The organism is Pseudomonas batumici, assembly GCF_000820515.1.
Classification (GTDB): Bacteria; Pseudomonadota; Gammaproteobacteria; order Pseudomonadales; family Pseudomonadaceae; genus Aquipseudomonas; species Aquipseudomonas batumici.
Map to the genome: position 1 here is coordinate 98,331 of NZ_JXDG01000011.1, position 17,215 is coordinate 115,545.

Annotated in this window: 14 protein-coding genes and 1 pseudogene; 12 read left to right on the forward strand and 3 right to left on the reverse strand. The window is 63.4% G+C overall.

Features of this window, described 5'->3' with window-relative positions; translation table 11 throughout:
* Window positions 1–32: 32 nt before the first annotated feature.
* From xerD to UCMB321_RS05675, 6 genes and pseudogenes are all read left to right on the forward strand, one after another.
* Window positions 33–929, forward strand: a complete 897-nt coding sequence (gene xerD, locus UCMB321_RS05650) for a site-specific tyrosine recombinase XerD (RefSeq protein ID WP_040064521.1) — start codon at window positions 33–35, stop codon at window positions 927–929.
* Window positions 930–1,061: 132 nt separating this feature from the next.
* Window positions 1,062–1,793, forward strand: coding sequence for a thioredoxin fold domain-containing protein (locus tag UCMB321_RS05655; RefSeq protein ID WP_040064523.1), 732 nt, complete (start codon window positions 1,062–1,064; stop codon window positions 1,791–1,793).
* Window positions 1,794–1,931: 138 nt separating this feature from the next.
* Complete coding sequence (locus tag UCMB321_RS05660; RefSeq protein ID WP_040064524.1) at window positions 1,932–3,236, forward strand: homoserine dehydrogenase; 1,305 nt, start codon at window positions 1,932–1,934, stop codon at window positions 3,234–3,236.
* A gap of 30 nt (window positions 3,237–3,266) precedes the next feature.
* Window positions 3,267–4,676: a threonine synthase gene (gene thrC / locus UCMB321_RS05665; RefSeq protein WP_040064525.1), complete on the forward strand. Its 1,410-nt coding sequence runs from the start codon at window positions 3,267–3,269 to the stop codon at window positions 4,674–4,676.
* A 121-nt stretch (window positions 4,677–4,797) separates the two neighbouring features.
* Window positions 4,798–8,403 (forward strand): ATP-binding protein, encoded by a 3,606-nt coding sequence (locus UCMB321_RS05670; protein WP_040064526.1) that lies wholly within the window; start codon window positions 4,798–4,800, stop codon window positions 8,401–8,403.
* Between the two features lie 88 nt (window positions 8,404–8,491).
* Window positions 8,492–8,872 (forward strand): annotated as a pseudogene (locus tag UCMB321_RS05675) (response regulator); the annotation flags it as partial.
* Between the two features lie 65 nt (window positions 8,873–8,937).
* Here the strand turns inward: UCMB321_RS05675 and UCMB321_RS05680 are convergent.
* Entirely contained in the window at window positions 8,938–9,618 is a 681-nt protein-coding gene (locus tag UCMB321_RS05680; RefSeq protein WP_040064528.1) for a response regulator, read from the reverse strand.
* A 168-nt stretch (window positions 9,619–9,786) separates the two neighbouring features.
* Between UCMB321_RS05680 and UCMB321_RS05685 the strand changes: the two genes are divergently transcribed.
* Entirely contained in the window at window positions 9,787–10,077 is a 291-nt protein-coding gene (locus UCMB321_RS05685) for a DUF3509 domain-containing protein (RefSeq protein WP_040064529.1), read from the forward strand.
* Window positions 10,078–10,238: 161 nt separating this feature from the next.
* On the opposite strand, the gene UCMB321_RS05690 is transcribed toward UCMB321_RS05685, so the two are convergent.
* Both UCMB321_RS05690 and UCMB321_RS05695 read right to left on the reverse strand, forming a co-directional pair.
* Window positions 10,239–11,138 (reverse strand): TIGR02285 family protein, encoded by a 900-nt coding sequence (locus UCMB321_RS05690; protein ID WP_040064574.1) that lies wholly within the window; start codon window positions 11,136–11,138, stop codon window positions 10,239–10,241.
* Window positions 11,139–11,189: 51 nt separating this feature from the next.
* Window positions 11,190–12,389 carry a CaiB/BaiF CoA transferase family protein gene (locus UCMB321_RS05695; protein WP_040064532.1) on the reverse strand — a complete coding sequence of 400 codons (1,200 nt, stop codon included), beginning with the start codon at window positions 12,387–12,389 and terminating at the stop codon, window positions 11,190–11,192.
* A gap of 139 nt (window positions 12,390–12,528) precedes the next feature.
* On the opposite strand from UCMB321_RS05695, the gene UCMB321_RS05700 reads away from it, so the two are divergent.
* The 5 genes from UCMB321_RS05700 to UCMB321_RS05720 all read left to right on the forward strand — a co-directional run bounded on the left by UCMB321_RS05700 (window position 12,529) and on the right by UCMB321_RS05720 (window position 17,128).
* Window positions 12,529–13,071, forward strand: a complete 543-nt coding sequence (locus tag UCMB321_RS05700; RefSeq protein ID WP_040064534.1) for a YaeQ family protein — start codon at window positions 12,529–12,531, stop codon at window positions 13,069–13,071.
* A gap of 8 nt (window positions 13,072–13,079) precedes the next feature.
* On the forward strand, window positions 13,080–14,789 hold the full coding sequence (gene recJ, locus UCMB321_RS05705; RefSeq protein WP_040064536.1) for a single-stranded-DNA-specific exonuclease RecJ: 1,710 nt from the start codon (window positions 13,080–13,082) through the stop codon (window positions 14,787–14,789).
* A gap of 168 nt (window positions 14,790–14,957) precedes the next feature.
* The gene (locus UCMB321_RS05710) at window positions 14,958–16,064 is read left to right on the forward strand and encodes an NADH:flavin oxidoreductase/NADH oxidase (RefSeq protein ID WP_040064539.1); all 1,107 of its coding nucleotides are present in this window, start codon (window positions 14,958–14,960) and stop codon (window positions 16,062–16,064) included.
* Between the two features lie 193 nt (window positions 16,065–16,257).
* Window positions 16,258–16,770: a P-loop nucleotide/nucleoside kinase family protein gene (locus tag UCMB321_RS05715; protein ID WP_052451077.1), complete on the forward strand. Its 513-nt coding sequence runs from the start codon at window positions 16,258–16,260 to the stop codon at window positions 16,768–16,770.
* Between the two features lie 166 nt (window positions 16,771–16,936).
* Window positions 16,937–17,128 carry a hypothetical protein gene (locus tag UCMB321_RS05720; protein ID WP_040064541.1) on the forward strand — a complete coding sequence of 64 codons (192 nt, stop codon included), beginning with the start codon at window positions 16,937–16,939 and terminating at the stop codon, window positions 17,126–17,128.
* Window positions 17,129–17,215 lie beyond the last annotated feature (87 nt).

The window sequence follows — 17,215 nt, forward strand, 5'->3', positions numbered from 1 at the left end:
ACCGCTTATCGCCTGTTGCTTTTCGAGCCCTTATGCCCGCCATCGATCACCCGCTTATCGACCAGTTTCTCGACGCCCTGTGGTTGGAAAAAGGTTTGTCCGACAACACCCGGGACGCTTATCGCAGCGACCTGGCGCTGTTCAACGGCTGGTTGCAGGAAAAAGGCCTGGAATTGGCCGCCGCCGGTCGCGAGCTGATCCTCGATCACCTGGCCTGGCGCCTGGAGCAGGCCTACAAACCGCGCTCCACCGCGCGCTTTCTCTCCGGCGTGCGGGGTTTCTATCGCTACCTGCTGCGGGAAAAGCTGATTGCCGTCGACCCGACCTTGCAGGTCGAGATGCCGCAGTTGGGCAGGCCGTTGCCCAAATCCTTGTCCGAGGCGGATGTGGAAGCGCTGTTGGCTGCCCCGGACCTGAGCGAAGCCATCGGCCAGCGCGACCGCGCCATGCTCGAGGTGCTCTACGCCTGCGGGCTGCGGGTCACCGAGCTGATCAGCCTGACCCTGGAGCAGGTCAATCTGCGCCAGGGCGTGTTGCGGGTCATGGGCAAGGGCAGCAAGGAGCGCCTGGTGCCCATGGGTGAAGAGGCGATCGTCTGGGTCGAGCGTTATCTGCGCGATGCCCGCGTCGACCTGCTCGGCGGGCGTCCCAGCGATGTGCTGTTTCCCAGCCAGCGCGGCGAGCAGATGACCCGCCAGACCTTCTGGCACCGGATCAAGCACCAGGCCAAGGTCGCGGGGATCGGTAAATCGCTGTCGCCGCACACCTTGCGCCATGCCTTCGCCACGCACCTGCTCAACCACGGTGCCGACCTGCGGGTGGTGCAGATGTTGCTGGGGCACAGCGACCTCTCCACCACGCAGATCTACACTCATGTAGCCCGGGCGCGATTGCAGGATCTGCACGCCAAACACCATCCGCGCGGCTGAGCCACACAGGGTTCGGCCCCGCCGGGCTTATGTGATAGGCTCTATCGGTTCGCAAAGCGGGCGCTTGAAACCGATCCGTTTCCCCGTGGTCGTATCAGCCTCGACCCCCTTTGCCCGTCTTCAGGAGTTCCCATGCGCTTGACCCAGATTTTCGCCGCCGCTGCCCTCGCTCTGGTCAGCACCCTGGCCCTGGCCGATGACGCCGCCGAGCAGGCGATTCGCAAGAGCCTCGACAGTCTCCAACTGGACACCCCGGTGGAGAGCATCAGTGCCAGTCCCCTGGCCGGCCTGTATGAAGTCAAGCTCAAGGGCAGTCGCGTGCTCTATGCCAGCGCCGACGGCCAGTTCGTCATGCAGGGCTACCTGTTCCAGCTCAAGGACGGCAAGCCGGTCAACCTCACCGAGAAAACCGAGCGGCTGGGCGTCGCCAAGCTGATCAACGGTATCCCGGTGGCCGAGACCGTGGTCTACCCGGCCATCGGCGAGACCAAGTCGCACATCACCGTGTTCACCGACACCACCTGTCCGTACTGCCACAAGCTGCATGCCGAAGTGCCGGCACTGAACAAGATGGGCATCGAAGTGCGCTACGTCGCGTTCCCGCGCCAGGGCCTCGGCTCGCCGGGTGACGAGCAGTTGCAGGCGGTCTGGTGCTCGACCGACAAGAAGGCGGCCATGGACAAGATGGTCGACGGCCAGGAAATCAAGGCCGCCAAGTGCGCCAACCCGGTGTCCAAGCAGTTCGCCCTGGGTCAATCGATCGGTGTCAACGGCACGCCGGCGATTATTTTGGCCGATGGTCAGGTAATTCCGGGCTACCAGCCGGCGGCACAAGTTGCCAAACTGGCACTGTCCGCCAAGTAATCCAGCCTCGTCACGCTCAACCTGTGACGAGCATGGCCCAGGGGACGGGTTCCCGGGCCATCAATAGCGAGCCGCTGGCGGTCCAGCGGCTGTTTTCCACGGCCGACCTCGTGTCGGCCGTTTCATGGGGAGTTCAGAGTGAAACCGGTCAAAGTAGGCATCTGTGGGTTAGGTACCGTCGGTGGCGGCACCTTCAACGTACTTCAGCGTAACGCCGAGGAGATTGCCCGCCGTGCCGGGCGTGGAATCGAAGTGGCTCAAATTGCCATGCGTACGCCAAAGCCTCAGTTCCAGACCGCCGGTATTGCTATTACCCACGATGTCTTCGAAGTGGCGAGCAACCCTGAAATCGATATCGTCATCGAGCTGATGGGCGGCTACACCGTGGCCCGTGAGCTGGTGCTCAGTGCCATCGAGCACGGCAAGCACGTGGTCACCGCCAACAAGGCGCTGATCGCCGTGCACGGCAACGAAATCTTCGCCAAGGCCCGCGAGAAGGGCGTGATCGTCGCGTTCGAAGCCGCCGTGGCCGGCGGTATCCCGGTGATCAAGGCGATTCGCGAAGGTCTCTCGGCCAACCGCATCAACTGGGTCGCGGGCATCATCAACGGCACCGGCAACTTCATCCTCACCGAAATGCGCGAGAAGGGCCGTACCTTCGAAGACGTGCTGGCCGAGGCCCAGGCCCTGGGCTACGCCGAAGCCGACCCGACCTTCGACGTCGAGGGCATCGATGCCGCGCACAAGCTGACGATCCTGGCCTCCATCGCCTTCGGCATCCCGCTGCAATTCGACAAGGCCTACACCGAAGGCATCACCAAGCTGACCACCGCCGACGTCAACTACGCCGAGGCGCTGGGCTATCGCATCAAGCACCTGGGCGTGGCACGCAGCACCGCCGCCGGTATCGAGCTGCGGGTGCACCCGACGCTGATCCCGGCCGATCGCCTGATCGCCAATGTCAACGGCGTGATGAACGCGGTCATGGTCAATGGCGATGCTTCCGGTTCCACCCTGTTCTACGGTGCCGGTGCCGGCATGGAGCCGACCGCCTCGTCGGTGGTCGCCGACCTGGTGGACGTGGTTCGCGCCATGACCAGCGATCCGGAAAACCGCGTACCGCACCTGGCCTTCCAGCCGGACTCGCTGTCGGCCCACCCGATCCTGCCGATCGAAGCCTGCGAAAGTGCCTACTACCTGCGGATCCAGGCCAAGGACCATCCGGGCGTGCTGGCCCAGGTGGCGAGCATCCTGTCGGAACGCGGCATCAACATCGAATCGATCATGCAGAAGGAAGTCGAGGAACACGACGGCCTGGTGCCGATGATCCTGCTGACCCACCGCGTGCGCGAGCAACATATCAACGAGGCCATCGCGGCGCTGGAAGCCCTGCAAGGGGTGGTCGGTCCTGTCGTGCGGATCCGCGTCGAGCACTTGAACTAAGCCGGCGCTGCCGATCTGGAGGAATTCTTCATGCGTTACATCAGTACCCGCGGCCAGGCACCGGCCCTGAACTTCGAAGACGTACTGCTGGCCGGCCTGGCCAGCGACGGCGGCCTGTACGTGCCGGAAAACCTGCCGCGCTTCACCCAGGAGGAAATCGCTTCCTGGGCCGGCCTGCCGTATCACGAGCTGGCGTTCCGGGTCATGCGCCCGTTCGTCACCGGTAGCATTCCGGACGCCGACTTCAAAAAGATCCTTGAGGAAACCTACGGTGCCTTCGCCCATAACGCCGTGGCGCCGCTGCGCCAACTGAACGGCAACGAATGGGTGCTGGAGCTGTTCCACGGCCCGACCCTGGCGTTCAAGGACTTCGCCCTGCAACTGCTCGGTCGCCTGCTCGACTACGTGCTGGCAAAACGTGGCGAGCGCGTGGTGATCATCGGCGCCACCTCCGGTGACACCGGTTCGGCCGCCATCGAAGGCTGCAAGCACTGCGAGAACGTCGACATCTTCATCCTCCACCCGCACAACCGGGTGTCCGAGGTGCAGCGTCGGCAGATGACCACCCTGTTCGGCGACAACATCCACAACATCGCCATCGAAGGCAACTTCGACGACTGCCAGGAAATGGTCAAGAACAGCTTCGCCGACCAGAGCTTCCTCAAGGGCACGCGCCTGGTGGCGGTGAACTCGATCAACTGGGCGCGGATCATGGCCCAGATCGTCTACTACTTCCACGCGGCCCTGCAGTTGGGCGGTCCGGCCCGTTCGGTGGCCTTCTCGGTGCCAACCGGCAACTTCGGCGACATCTTCGCCGGCTACCTGGCACGCAACATGGGCCTGCCGATCAGCCAACTGATCGTCGCCACCAACCGCAACGATATCCTGCACCGCTTCATGAGCGGCAACCAGTACGTCAAGGAAACCCTGCACGCGACCCTGTCGCCGTCCATGGACATCATGGTGTCGTCGAACTTCGAACGCCTGCTGTTCGACCTGCACGGGCGCAACGGCGCGGCCATCGCCGGCCTGATGGACACCTTCAAGCAAGGTGGCGGTTTCAGTGTCGACCAGGACCGCTGGAGCGAAGCGCGCAAGCTGTTCGACTCCCTGGCCGTGGACGATGCGCAGACCTGCGAGACCATCGCCGAAGTCTTCGCCCAGAGCGGTGAAGTCCTCGATCCGCATACCGCCATCGGTGTGCGGGCGGCCCGCGAGTGCCGGCGCAGCCTGGACACCCCGATGGTGGTGCTGGGGACCGCGCATCCGGTCAAGTTCCCTGAGGCAGTGGAGAAGGCGGGCGTAGGAAAAGCCCTTGAACTACCTGCACATCTTTCAGATTTGTTTGAGCGAGATGAGCGTTGCACCGTATTGGCCAACGACTTGAAAGCCGTGCAAGCCTTTGTCAGCCAGCATGGCAACCGCGGTAAGCCGCTCTGACAGACTAGAAAGGTCACACATTAAAGCCCGCCCCTTGGCGGGCTTTATCGTTTTCGCATGTCAAACTTGCCCTGTTTTTTGCCATTTCTTGAAATGGACCGAAGAGGGCAGGTAGTTCGTCATGGTGTTTTGGGGTCGTTCCATACAATCCGTTCTGGCCAGGCTGTTGTGGTGGGTGCTGCTGTGCCTGCCCGCGAGCTCGATGGCGGCCCAGGGCCTGCCGTTCAGCCTGCCGCCCTCGTTCGTCGAGGTCGAGCGCCTGCCCCTGAGCCCGGAGGAGGAGCAATGGCTGGGGCCGGAGCGGACCTTGCGGGTGGGGATTTCGGTCGCCGACTATGAACCCGTGGATATCACCAATGACCGCAACCGCTACCAGGGCATCAGCGCCGACTACGTGGGGCTGATCCGCGATCGCCTGGGGGTGCAGGTCCAGGTGCTCGGGTTCGGCGAGCGCGACCAGGCTGTCGAGGCCCTGCGCAGCGGGCAGATCGATATTCTCACCAGCGCCAACGGCTATGAGCGCGGCGTGCCCGGGCTGAGCTTCTCCAGCGACTACATGCCGGACCGCTCGGTGATCGTCGGCCGCGCCGGCGGCCACGGCTTTCACGATCTCAAGGGCAAGAAGGTGGTGCTGCTCGATGGCTACGCCGATGCCCAGGTGGTACACGCCACCTACCCGCAGAGCGAGATCATCCTTGCCCCGACCCTCTACAGTGCCCTGGAAGCGCTGTCCCAGGGCGAGGTCGAGGCCTTTATCGGCAACGAGGTGATTGTCCGCGCCTACAAGAGCCTGCGGCCCTACATGGGCGTGCACATCAAGGACAAGAGCGACTTGCCGCCGATCGGTTTCGCCTTTGCCACGCGCCAGTCCGATCACGTGCTCAGTGCCCTGGTGGAGCGCGTGCTGGACAACACCGACAACGCCACGCGGCGGGAGATCCTCGCCCGCTGGACCACCGGCTTCGGCTCGGATATCGCCCAGCAGCGCATCAGCCTCACCGCCGCCGAGCTGGCGTGGATCGAGCGCAATCCGCGGGTCACGGTGGTGGCCCAGCCGTACCCGCCGCATATCTACAAGGATGGTCACAACCGCTGGGTCGGTCTCAACCCGGACCTGCTGTCACGCATCTCCCGCATGACCGGCCTGCAGTTCGATTTCCGCGAGACCGGCTCCACCGCCGAGAGCGTCGACCTGCTCCACGACGGCAAGGCGCTCATGAGCACGACGCTGGCCGAGAGTGTCGAGCGCAAGACTTTCCTGAATTTCACCTATGCCTTTGGCGGCAGCGCCTGGGTGTTCGTGGTGCGGGTGCACGATTCGCCCCTCGGCTCGCTCTCGCAACTGTCCGGTCGGGTGCTGGTGCTGCCGGAGAAACACGCCTTGGAGCCGATGATCCGCAGGGATTATCCGGACATCGACCTGCGCACGGTCAAGACCCCCGAGGAGGCCAGGGCGATGGTCGAGCGCGGCGAGGCGACCGCGACGATCCAGAGCGATACCCGGGCCTACCTGTATCCGCCCGGACGCTTGAAGGTCGGGCGCAGCGTCGAAGGGCTCTGGTCGGCCGACAGTTTCTCGGTGGTCAAGACCGAGCCGGAGCTGCTCAGCATCCTGAACAAGGCCCTGGAGGCATTCCCGGTGGCCGAACTGCGCGCGTTGCGGATCAAATGGCATGGCGCGATCGGCCTGGCGCCGATGCGCCCGGTCTGGGAGCGCGTGCCGCGCTGGGTCTACGGCTTGACGGCGGTGATGATCCTGCTGGGCGGTGTCTCCCTGGCCTGGAACCGTCGCCTGAACATCCAGATTCGCCAACGCCGCCGGGCCGAACAGGAACTCAGCGATCAACTGGCTTTCCAGCGCGCCCTGCTGGACGGTATCCCCAATCCGATCTTCGTCCGTGACCTGGACGGCCGCTTGATGACCTGCAACCGCAGTTACGAGGAGCGCTTTGCCACCACGCTGGAACAAGTCCAGGGCCGACGGATCACCGAAGTGGACATTCTGCCCCAGGCCACCGCGGAGCAACTGCATGCCGAGTTCATCCGGCTGTTCGAGACCCAGCAGCCGCTGTTCCAGGACCGGCAACTCGACTTCGCCAGCGGCAGGATCGACATCTACCAGTGGATGGTGCCGTTCTATTCGGCGGAGGCGCAGTTGCAGGGGCTGTTGGGGGGCTGGATCGACATTACCGAACGCAAGCAGCTCGAAGCCCAACTGATGGAGGCGCGCCAGCAGGCGGAGCAGGCCAACCAGGCCAAGAGTGCGTTCCTGGCCACCATGAGCCATGAAATTCGCACCCCCATGGTGGCCATCATCGGCCTGCTCGAACTCGAGCGCGAGCAGGCCCGTGCCAAGGGCCAGGGCTTCTCCCGGGCGCTGCAGGTGGCGTATCAGTCGGCGCAGGAGCTGACGGGCTTGATCGGCGATAGCCTGGACCTGGCCAAGATCGAGGCCGGCGGCATGCACCTGGCCTTGCGCGCCGGTTCCCTGGTCGCGGTGCTGGAAAGCGTGCGGCAACTGTTCGAGGCCGTCGCACGGGAAAAGGGCGTCGAACTGAGCCTGGAGGTTGACCCGGGGCTTGCGGGCTACCACTGGTTCGATCCGCTGCGTTTGCGCCAGGTGTTGAACAACCTGATCGGCAATGCGCTGAAATTCACCGCCGAGGGCTATGTGCGCATCCGTGTGCGCGGTGTGTCGTCCACGGCGGACCTGGAAACCTTGTGCATCCTGATCGAAGACAGCGGCAGGGGGATCGGGCTGGAGCAGCAGAAGACGCTCTTCGCACCCTTTGTCCAGGCCCGGGGTCAAGCCGATGAAGAATATGGCGGAACCGGCCTGGGCTTGAGCATCTGCAAGCAATTGGTGGAGTTGATGGGCGGCACCATCGTCTTGCTCAGCCAACCGGGGGCCGGGACGCGGGTGCGTATCGAACTGACGCTCAGGCACGTGGAACCGGCTCCGGCCTTGCCTCCCGCGGTGGAGGCGGCGAGGCCTCGGCTGGCCTCCCTCAAGGTGCTGATTGTCGACGACCTGTCCGCCAACTGCCTGGTGCTCGACCAGCAGCTGCGCTTTCTCGGCCAGCAGGTCGTTGCCTGCCAGAGTGGCGAGGCGGCGCTGCAAGCCTTGCAGCAGGAACCGTTCGACCTGGTGATCAGCGATTGCAACATGCCTGGCATGAGCGGCTATGCCCTGGCCGAGGCGATCCGTCGGTTCGAGGCCCGGGAGCAGCGTCCGCCATGCCCGGTAGTCGGTTGCACGGCCAATGCCATGAGTGACGAACGCCAGCGTTGCCTGCAGGCGGGGATGACCGAACTGCTGGTCAAGCCGGTTTCCCTGGACGATCTGACCCAGCTGCTGGTGAGCATCGTACCCGAACGTTCCTTTGATATTCAGGCCCTGAACGCCATGACCTGTGCCAACGCCGAGGTCATGCGGCGCATGCTGCTGGAGCTGCGCAAGAACCTCGAACAGGAGCGCGGGGCGTTGGAGGTTGCGGTCGGCTCGGGGAACTGGGACGGCCTGGCGGTGGCGGTCCATCGGCTCAAGGGGATCGCCTGCCTGATCGATGCCGTCGCCCTGGCGCGGGCCTGTGCCGACCTGGACGTCTGTGTGCGGCTCAAGTCCGACGAGCGGATGGCTGCGTACTGGCAGGCCCTCAAGCAGGCCATCGAGCGTGTGCTGGACGATATCGAGCCGCACCTGCAGGCGCAGGTTCCGGCACTTTAGGACTTGTCCTATGGGATATCGGGGGTGGGGTTGATTAAAGTCGAGGGTCATTGCGGACCACGGCCGCCTCATTTTGCGGAGACCCTCGATGCGCGCACTCAAAGTCCTGATTCTTGAAGACAACGCCTTTCAGCTGATGGCCCTGCACCAGATGCTCAATGCCACCGGGGTCTTTGATGTGCTGACGGCGGAAACTGTCGAGAGCGCCCGGCAATCCCTGGCCAACCGTGGGCCGATCGACGTGGCCATCTGCGATCTGCACCTGGAGGAGGGCGATGGCCTGGAACTGATTCGTTCCCTGGCCGAAGGGCGGGAGGCACAGGCCCTGATCATCCTCAGCAGTGCCGAGCCGGAGGTGCTCGAGGGCGCGGCCCATATGGCCCGCCAGCAGGGGTTGCACGTCCTGGGCTGCCTGCGCAAGCCGGCGTCGGTCGCGCGCCTGGCGGGCTTACTGGCGACCTATCAACGACGGTCGCCGGCGCCTTGCGCATGGTGCGGGGCATGAACTTGCAAGTGGTGCTCAGCGGGGTTGTTTCAGGCCAGGCCATGTTCCTGAAGGTAGAGAAACAACGCCGCGTCGTTGGACAGGCCGAGCTTGCGCATGGCGCTGACCTTCTGGGCACTCACCGTTTGCTTGCTCCGGCACAATAGAGTGGCGATTTCACCGACGGTACGCCCGGCCGCCAGCAGGCGTGTCACCTCCAGCTCCCGGGGTGAAAGCTGTTCCTGGTCGCCCAGGCGGTGTTCCCCGACCTCGCCGGCCAGCGCCAGGATCTGCCGAACGGAGTTGGCCACGTAGGACCGTCGGCGTTGTACCTGGGCGATGGCCGCCGGCAGCTCGGCGGCCAGGCTGGCCTTGCTCAGGAGCCCCATGACGCCGAGATCGAGGATCGACCGGAACAGCCCGGCGTTGTTGAGCATGGTGACCACCACGATCGGCAGGTGCGGGTGTTGCCGCGTCACGCTTTCCAGCATGCGCAGACCGTCGTTCTGCTGTTCGACCGGCATCATGAAGTCCGTGACCAGTACGTCGCAGGCACCCTTTTGCAGAAGCTCGAGCAGTTCCTGTGGGGTGCTGGCCTCGCCGACGACGCTCAGCCCGGGGGCACGTTCGAGGACGGCGCGCAGGCCGATGAGAAAAATCGGATGATCGTCCGCGAGGACGATTCGCAAGGGCGGGTGGGGCGACGGATTTCGCTGTTTTCTCTCTGTCATCTTTCTGGTTCATGCTCGCAATGGAACGCTAGGCGCAGCCGCCTGATGCTCGGCGCCTACCGGTATCAGGTTAGCTGGCTTGACGAACTTTCTTCTCTGACTGGCGGTCATTGGCACAGTCCCTTTGTCTTTGGCCTGTCGGGTTCTGACTATTGAGTGGTGATCGAGATGGAAAGTATCAGTCTGTTGCTGAATGAAGCATTGAGTCCTTATCCCGTCATTCTGACGCCATCGGGGCATCAGGGTGAATGCCTGCTGACGGTGAAGAATAGCGCGGGCCTGACCCTGCTGGCCCGTGAGGTCAGCCACGCGCAACTGAACGACAAGCGCTTGTTGACCGATGTGGTCGACGGGCTGCACCGCGATCTGCGCATTGCCGAAGGGCGCCTGGAGCCCTGTGTCATCGCGGCCCTGCGTCACGCCGCGCAGGACAAAATGTTCCGTTCGGCGGGGGTGTAGCGGTTTTCGGGAACCTTTTTTTCGAAAAGGTTGTCGGACTTATATCGGCAGGAGCAAGCATTGTGCTCCGGTGCTTGTAGCTTGTTTGACTGGTCTTTGTAGGCCTCGTTTAACCCCGAGTTGTCTCCCCACTTCTCGGGGTTTCTTTTGCCTGGTGTTTATCACTGATCCTCGGGGGCCAGGAAAAACTGCCTGGCGTCCTCCAGATAGGCATCCCGCTGCTGCGGGTCGAGCCATTGCACATAGAAGTCGAGCAACTGGTGCTGGCGCACCGTGCGCAGGATCCGGTTGATATGGGCGATGGCCGCGCGCCCTTGTTCCGTGTCGGAGCAACCGACGCGGATGAACTGGTATTTGGCGAGGCCCTTGATCGGATAGAACGCCAGGTCCTGGGGGGCGATGCCTTGTTGTTGGGCCAGGTAGCGGGTTTCCGGCCAGTAGCCCAGCAGCGCGGTCAGGCGTCCCAGCCGCTGCATCTGCAACAGGCTGCCCAGGGCATCGTTGCCATAATGCGGTGCCAGGCGCGCCGCGGGCGTCTGCCGTAACAGATCGTCGACCAGCGGGCCGTAGCTGCGTTCGGCGACAATACCCAGTTTGAGGCGATCGCTGGCCAGCAGGGCGGCGAGGTCGACCTGGCCATTGCGCACAAACGGCTCGATCAGTTGGCGGTCCGCCTGGCGCACCACCAGCCCGTTGCTGGCCTGGCCGAAGCTGGGAATCGAGAAGACCATCTTTTTCGTCCGCTCGGCTGTCCAGAGCAGCATCGGATCGCAGGTAAACGAAGGCTCGGCGAGCATCTGCATGGCCCGCGCCCGGTTGACCCGCAGGGCCGTATGCTCGTACTCGGGCATGGCGGCCACCAACAGCGGCCGTAGCTGATCGACGACCCCCTGGCCTTTTTGCGGACCATCGAAGATGGTCAGCGGTGGCAGGTCCCGCAGCAGCCAGATCAGCGTGTCCTTGGCCTGGGCAGCGTTCGGCAGGGCACAGGCCAGCGCGGCCAGCAGGGCGAGGGTCGGTCGTCGACAGCGACGGTGTTGCCAGAAAAAACGAGGACTCATGAGGTCCATACCTTTCGTGCAGTCAGGCCAGGGTCTTGCCACCATCGCACGCTAGATAGCGCCACTTTCATGCAAGCGGGCAATCTGTGCGGCGTCATAGCCAAGGTTCCCCAGCACCTCGTGGTTATGCTCGCCCAGTTCAGGCCCGACCCATTCGCTGGAGCCGGGCGTCTCCGATAATTTCGGCACAATCCCCGGCATCTTGAAGGCCTTGCCATCGGGCAGCTTGGCCTGGATGAACATTTCCCGGGCGAGAAACTGCGGGTCGTTGAACATGTCCTCGGCGCTGTAGATCCGGCTGGCGGGCACCTCGGCCTGGTTCAGGGTGGCGAGCACCGAGTCCAGTGGCAGGCTGTTTACCCAGCGATCGATCACGCCATAGAGTTCGTCGCGCCGGCTGTCGCGGCCATCATTGCTGGCCAGTGCCGGGTCGTTCGCCAGGTCGTCGCGGCCGATGGCCTGCATGAAGCGTTTGAAGATCGCATCGCCATTGGCACCGATCTGCACATGCCTGCCGTCGGCGCTGGTGTGGATCGAGGAGGGGGTGATGCCCGGCATGATGTTGCCGGTCCGCTCGCGGATAAAGCCGAATACGTCGAACTCCGGCACCATGCTTTCCATCATGGCGAAGATCGCCTCATACAAGGCCACGTCCACCACCTGGCCGCTGCCGCCGTTGACTTCGCGATGACGCAGGGCCATGAGCGCGCCGATCACCCCCCAGAGCGCGGCAATCGAGTCGCCGATGGAAATGCCGGTGCGCACCGGTGGGCGATCCTCGAAACCGGTGATGTAACGCAAGCCGCCCATGGACTCGCCGACCGCGCCGAAGCCGGGCTGATCCTTCATCGGCCCGGTCTGGCCGAAGCCCGACAGGCGCACCATCACCAGCCTGGGGTTCAGGGCGTGCAGGGTCTCCCAGCCCAGGCCGAGTTTTTCCAGCACGCCGGGACGGAAATTCTCGATCAGGATGTCTGCTTCGCCGAGCAACTGCTTGAGGATGGCCAGGCCCTCGGGGTGTTTCAGGTTCAGGGTCAGCGATTGCTTGTTGCGCGCCTGGACAAACCACCACAGCGACGTGCCTTCGTACAGCTTGCGCCATTTGCGCAGCGGGTCGCCGCCGTCCGGCGATTCCACCTTGATCACCTGCGCGCCGAATTCGGCACAGATCCGTGAGGCGAAAGGACCGGCGATCAGGGTACCGAGCTCAATGACCTTCAGGCCGGAAAGGGGTTTGGCGGTGAGCGGCATGGCAAATCCTGTAGAACAAGACGGAGGTAATGGAGCCTTTTATCATGGCTGGACGCATCAGCATAACCGCGAGCAGTCGTTGCTTGTCCTGCGTATCGGTTAGACTGGCCGCCTTTCCTTGTCCTTAGAAGCCCTGTTCATGGCCCAGCCGTCCACCACCTACAAATTCAACCTGAACCTCACCGACCTGGATCGCGGGGTTTACGAGAGCGTCAACCAGACCATCGCCCGCCACCCGTCGGAGACCGAGGAGCGCATGACCGTGCGCCTGCTGGCCTACGCCTTCTGGTACAACGAACTGCTGGCTTTTGGTCGGGGCCTGTCGGAAGTGGATGAGCCGGCGCTGTGGGAAAAGAGTCTGGACGATCGCGTCCTGCACTGGATCGAAGTCGGTCAACCGGACGCCGACCGCCTGACCTGGTGTTCCCGTCGCACCGAGCGCACCAGTCTGCTGGCCTACGGCAGCCTGCGGGTCTGGCAGACCAAGGTGGTCGACGCGGTCAAGAACCTGAAGAACGTCAACATCGCCGCGGTGCCGCAAGAAGTGCTGGAAACCCTGGCCAAGGACATGCCGCGGGTGATCAAGTGGGACGTGATGATCAGCGAAGGTACGCTCTTCGTCACCGACGATCGTGGCCAGCATGAAGTCCAGCTGGAATGGCTGATGGGCGAGCGCGGTTAATTATTCCCATGCGTATCGAACCCCGCCCGCTGCCCGCCACACTGCCGTTTCTCGGTGACCTGCCGCCGTTGTTGACCCGCCTCTACGCCGCTCGCGGCGTGGTTTCCCAGGACGAGCTGGACAAGAGCCTGGCGCGGCTGATTCCCTTCCAGCAACTCAAGGGCATCGACGCGGCGGTGGACTTGCTGGTGACGGCGTTGGAGCAGCGTCAGCGGATCCTGATCGTCGGCGACTTCGATGCCGACGGTGCCACCGCCAGCACCGTCGGGGTGTTGGGCCTGCGCCTGCTGGGCGCGGCGCATGTCGACTACCTGGTGCCGAACCGCTTTGAATACGGCTATGGCCTGACCCCGGAAATCGTCGCCGTGGCCCTGCAGCGCGAGCCGCAGTTGCTGATCACCGTGGACAACGGCATTTCCAGCATCGACGGGGTGCTGGCGGCGAAGGCGGCGGGGCTCAAGGTGCTGGTCACCGACCACCACTTGCCCGGCAGCGAATTGCCGGCGGCCGATGCCATCGTCAACCCGAACCAGCCGGGCTGCGAGTTTCCGAGCAAGGCCCTGGCCGGCGTCGGGGTGATTTTCTACGTGTTGATGGCCTTGCGCGCGCGCCTGCGCAGCCTGGGCCATTACGCCAGCAGGCCGCAGCCGAACATCGGCGAACTGCTCGACCTGGTGGCACTGGGCAGCGTCGCCGACGTGGTGCCGCTGGATGCCAACAACCGCATCCTGGTGCACCAGGGCCTGGAGAGGATTCGCGCGGGGCGTGCCCGGCCGGGGCTCAAGGCGATCCTGGAAGTGGCCAAGCGTGATCATTCGCGCCTGACTTCCACCGACCTGGGCTTTATCCTCGGCCCGCGGCTGAATGCGGCGGGGCGCCTGGACGACATGAGCCTGGGGATCGAATGCCTGCTCTGCGAAGACCCGGCCCTGGCCCTGGAAATGGCGACCCAGCTCGATGACCTGAACAAGGACCGCAAGTCCATCGAACTGGGCATGCAGCGCGAAGCGCTGGCCCAGCTCAAGGATCTGCCGCTGGAGTCGATGCCGTTCGGCCTGTGCCTGTTCGAGCCGGACTGGCACCAGGGGGTGATCGGTATCCTCGCTTCACGCATGAAGGACCGTTACCACCGTCCGACCATCGCCTTTGCCGATGCCGGCGACGGCATGCTCAAGGGCTCCGGTCGTTCGGTCGCGGGTTTCCATATTCGCGATGCCTTGAGCGTGGTGGCGGCGCAGCACCCGGACCTGATGGGCAAGTACGGTGGTCATGCCATGGCGGCGGGCCTGAGCCTGGCGCAGGAAAACCTCCCGCTGTTCGCCGAAGCCTTCGATGCTGAAGTGCGTCGTCAACTGTCGGAAGACGACCTGACCGGACGCTTGCAGACCGATGGTTCGCTGGCCCTGGAGGAGTTCAACCTGGAACTGGCCCGGGCGCTGCGCAATGCCGGCCCCTGGGGCCAGCATTTCCCCGAGCCGCTGTTCCATGGCGTGTTCCAACTGGTGGAAAAACGCATCGTCGGCGAACGACACCTGAAGGTGGTGTTGAAAAGCGAGTGCGGTTCGCTGAAGCTCGATGGCATTGCCTTCGGCATCGACCCGGAGCTGTGGACCAATGCGCGGGTCGACTGGGTGGAACTGGCCTACAAGCTCGACCTCAACGAGTTTCGCGGCAAGGAAAGCGTGCAGCTGATGATTGCCCATATCGAGCCGCGCTAAATCCTCCCGGCGGCGCCGTTGTCGACTAGGCTGTAAGCACTGTCTGAATGGTCTTGTGACGTCGTCCTGTTTTTTACCCGCCGGGGGGCGGGTTATCCACCACTCTTGTCACTTGCCGACGTTCTAACAGAACCCTGGAGCCAGCCCACTTGATTTGAGAGGTGCCCCATGAGTCTGCTGCTTGAACCCTATACCCTTCGTCAATTGACCCTGCTCAACCGCATCGCGGTCTCGCCCATGTGCCAATACTCCAGCGTCGACGGCCTGGCCAATGATTGGCACCTCGTCCACCTGGGCAGCCGGGCGGTGGGCGGGGCCGGGCTGGTTTTCACCGAAGCCACCGCCGTCACCGCCGAGGGCCGGATCACCGCCCAGGACCTGGGCCTGTGGAACGACGAACAGATCGAACCGCTGCGACGCATCACCCGCTTCATCACCGCCCAGGGCGCGGTGGCGGGGATCCAGCTGGCCCATGCCGGACGCAAGGCCAGCACCCATCGGCCCTGGCTGGGCAAGCATGGCAGTGTCAAGCCGGAGGAGGGCGGCTGGACACCGGTCGGTCCGTCGCCGATTGCCTTCGATCCGCAGCACACGTCGCCGGTACCACTGAGTGAAAGTCAGATCGCCGAGGTGATCGCAGCTTTTGTCGCCTCGGCCAAACGGGCGCTGGAGGCCGGTTTCAAAGTGGTCGAAGTACATGCGGCCCATGGTTATCTGTTGCACCAGTTCCTGTCGCCATTGAGCAACCAGCGCCGCGACCAATACGGTGGCTCCTTCGAAAATCGCATCCGCCTGGTGTTGCAGGTGACCGAGGCGGTGCGTGCGGTCTGGCCCGAAGCGTTACCGCTGTTTGTCCGTGTTTCGGCCACCGACTGGGTGGAGGATGGCTGGAACCCTGATGAGACGGTGGAGTTGGCACGACGTCTGAGAGCCTTGGGCGTCGACCTGATCGATGTGTCCTCGGGTGGCACCGCCGCCAATGCGGAAATTCCTACTGGCCCCGGTTATCAGACCCGTTTCGCCGAGCGCGTGCGCAAGGAGTCCGACATCGCCACCGGTACTGTCGGCCTGATTACCGAGCCGGCCCAGGCCGAGCACATCCTGCGCACCGGTCAGGCGGATGTGATCCTGCTGGCCCGCGAGTTGTTGCGCGACCCTTACTGGCCGTTGCACGCGGACGATGACCTGGGTGGACGCAAGGCCATCTGGCCGGCGCAGTATCAGCGCGCGACCCATCGCGAGCAGCCGATTCACGAGTCGGATTTGCGTGAGTGAAGGGCTAACTCTTGCTGCAAGACGCTTGAGAGAATAAGGTCGGACTCATGAACTCACACTTGAACGCCTCGATTATTCCCACCCTCTATACGAGGGTGGGCTGACGCGTGTTCTGAAAACACCCGAAACCCGCCCACCGAGGCGGGTTTTTTCTGGCCGCTTCGTGGGGACTGGACATCAAAAGGAGATTGAAATGTCGCAACCTGAAACCTGTGGTACTGGCCAATACGTTCCGACCCTGCACCTGGTCTGTGGAAAGATCGGCTCAGGCAAATCGACGCTGGCGCAACGCCTGGCGACGACACCCTCGACGGTGCTGATCAGCGAGGACGTTTGGCTCGCCCACCTGTATCCGGGCGAGATCACCGAGATAGCGGACTACGTGCGTTGTGCCGGTCGCTTGCGGGCGGCCTTGGCCGAGCATGTCGTGGCGCTATTGAAAGCGGGGATCTCGGTGGTTCTCGATTTCCCGTCCAATACCGTGGCCAGCCGGCGTTGGGCCCGGTCGGTCTTCGAAAACGCAGGGGTGGCCCATCGGCTGCATTTCCTCGATGTGGGCGATGACCTGTGCAAGGCCCGCCTGAAGGTCCGCAACGAAGCGGGGGATCACCCGTTCAAGACCAGCGAGGCCGAGTTCGAAGTGATTTCCCGTTATTTCGAAGCGCCGGCTGTGGAGGAAGGGTTTGAGGTGGTTCGCTATGAATAACAGAGCAGCAGGCCCCCGTTGACGGGGCTTGCTCGGATAATTTGAATTATCTTGCTGGAAATTTCGAAATGTTCTTAGCCTGCTTCGGACTGTTCCTACGCTTAGGGGACGTCTGAAGCGGTTCGTCCAGGCGGGACAGGTTCATCCAGCGAGGGAAAAGGTCATCATGGCAAAGGCGCGAAGCATTGTCGGTTTCATGCTGTTCCTCTGGACGTTCAGGGCCTCGTCCCGGCCCAGGGTGCGCAAGCTCAGCGCTGAAGAGCTACAACTGCTGGAGCGTTATCGCGCTTTGTCGCAAGCGGATCGCACTGCAATGTACTGTCTGTTGAATGTGATGGAGAGTGCTTCGCGGTTTTGAGCAACGTACGCCGCCATCACCCCGGAGTCGCCCCGTTTGGAATGAGTTTTTTTATTGATGATCTTTATAGAGAACATAATGGTGTTT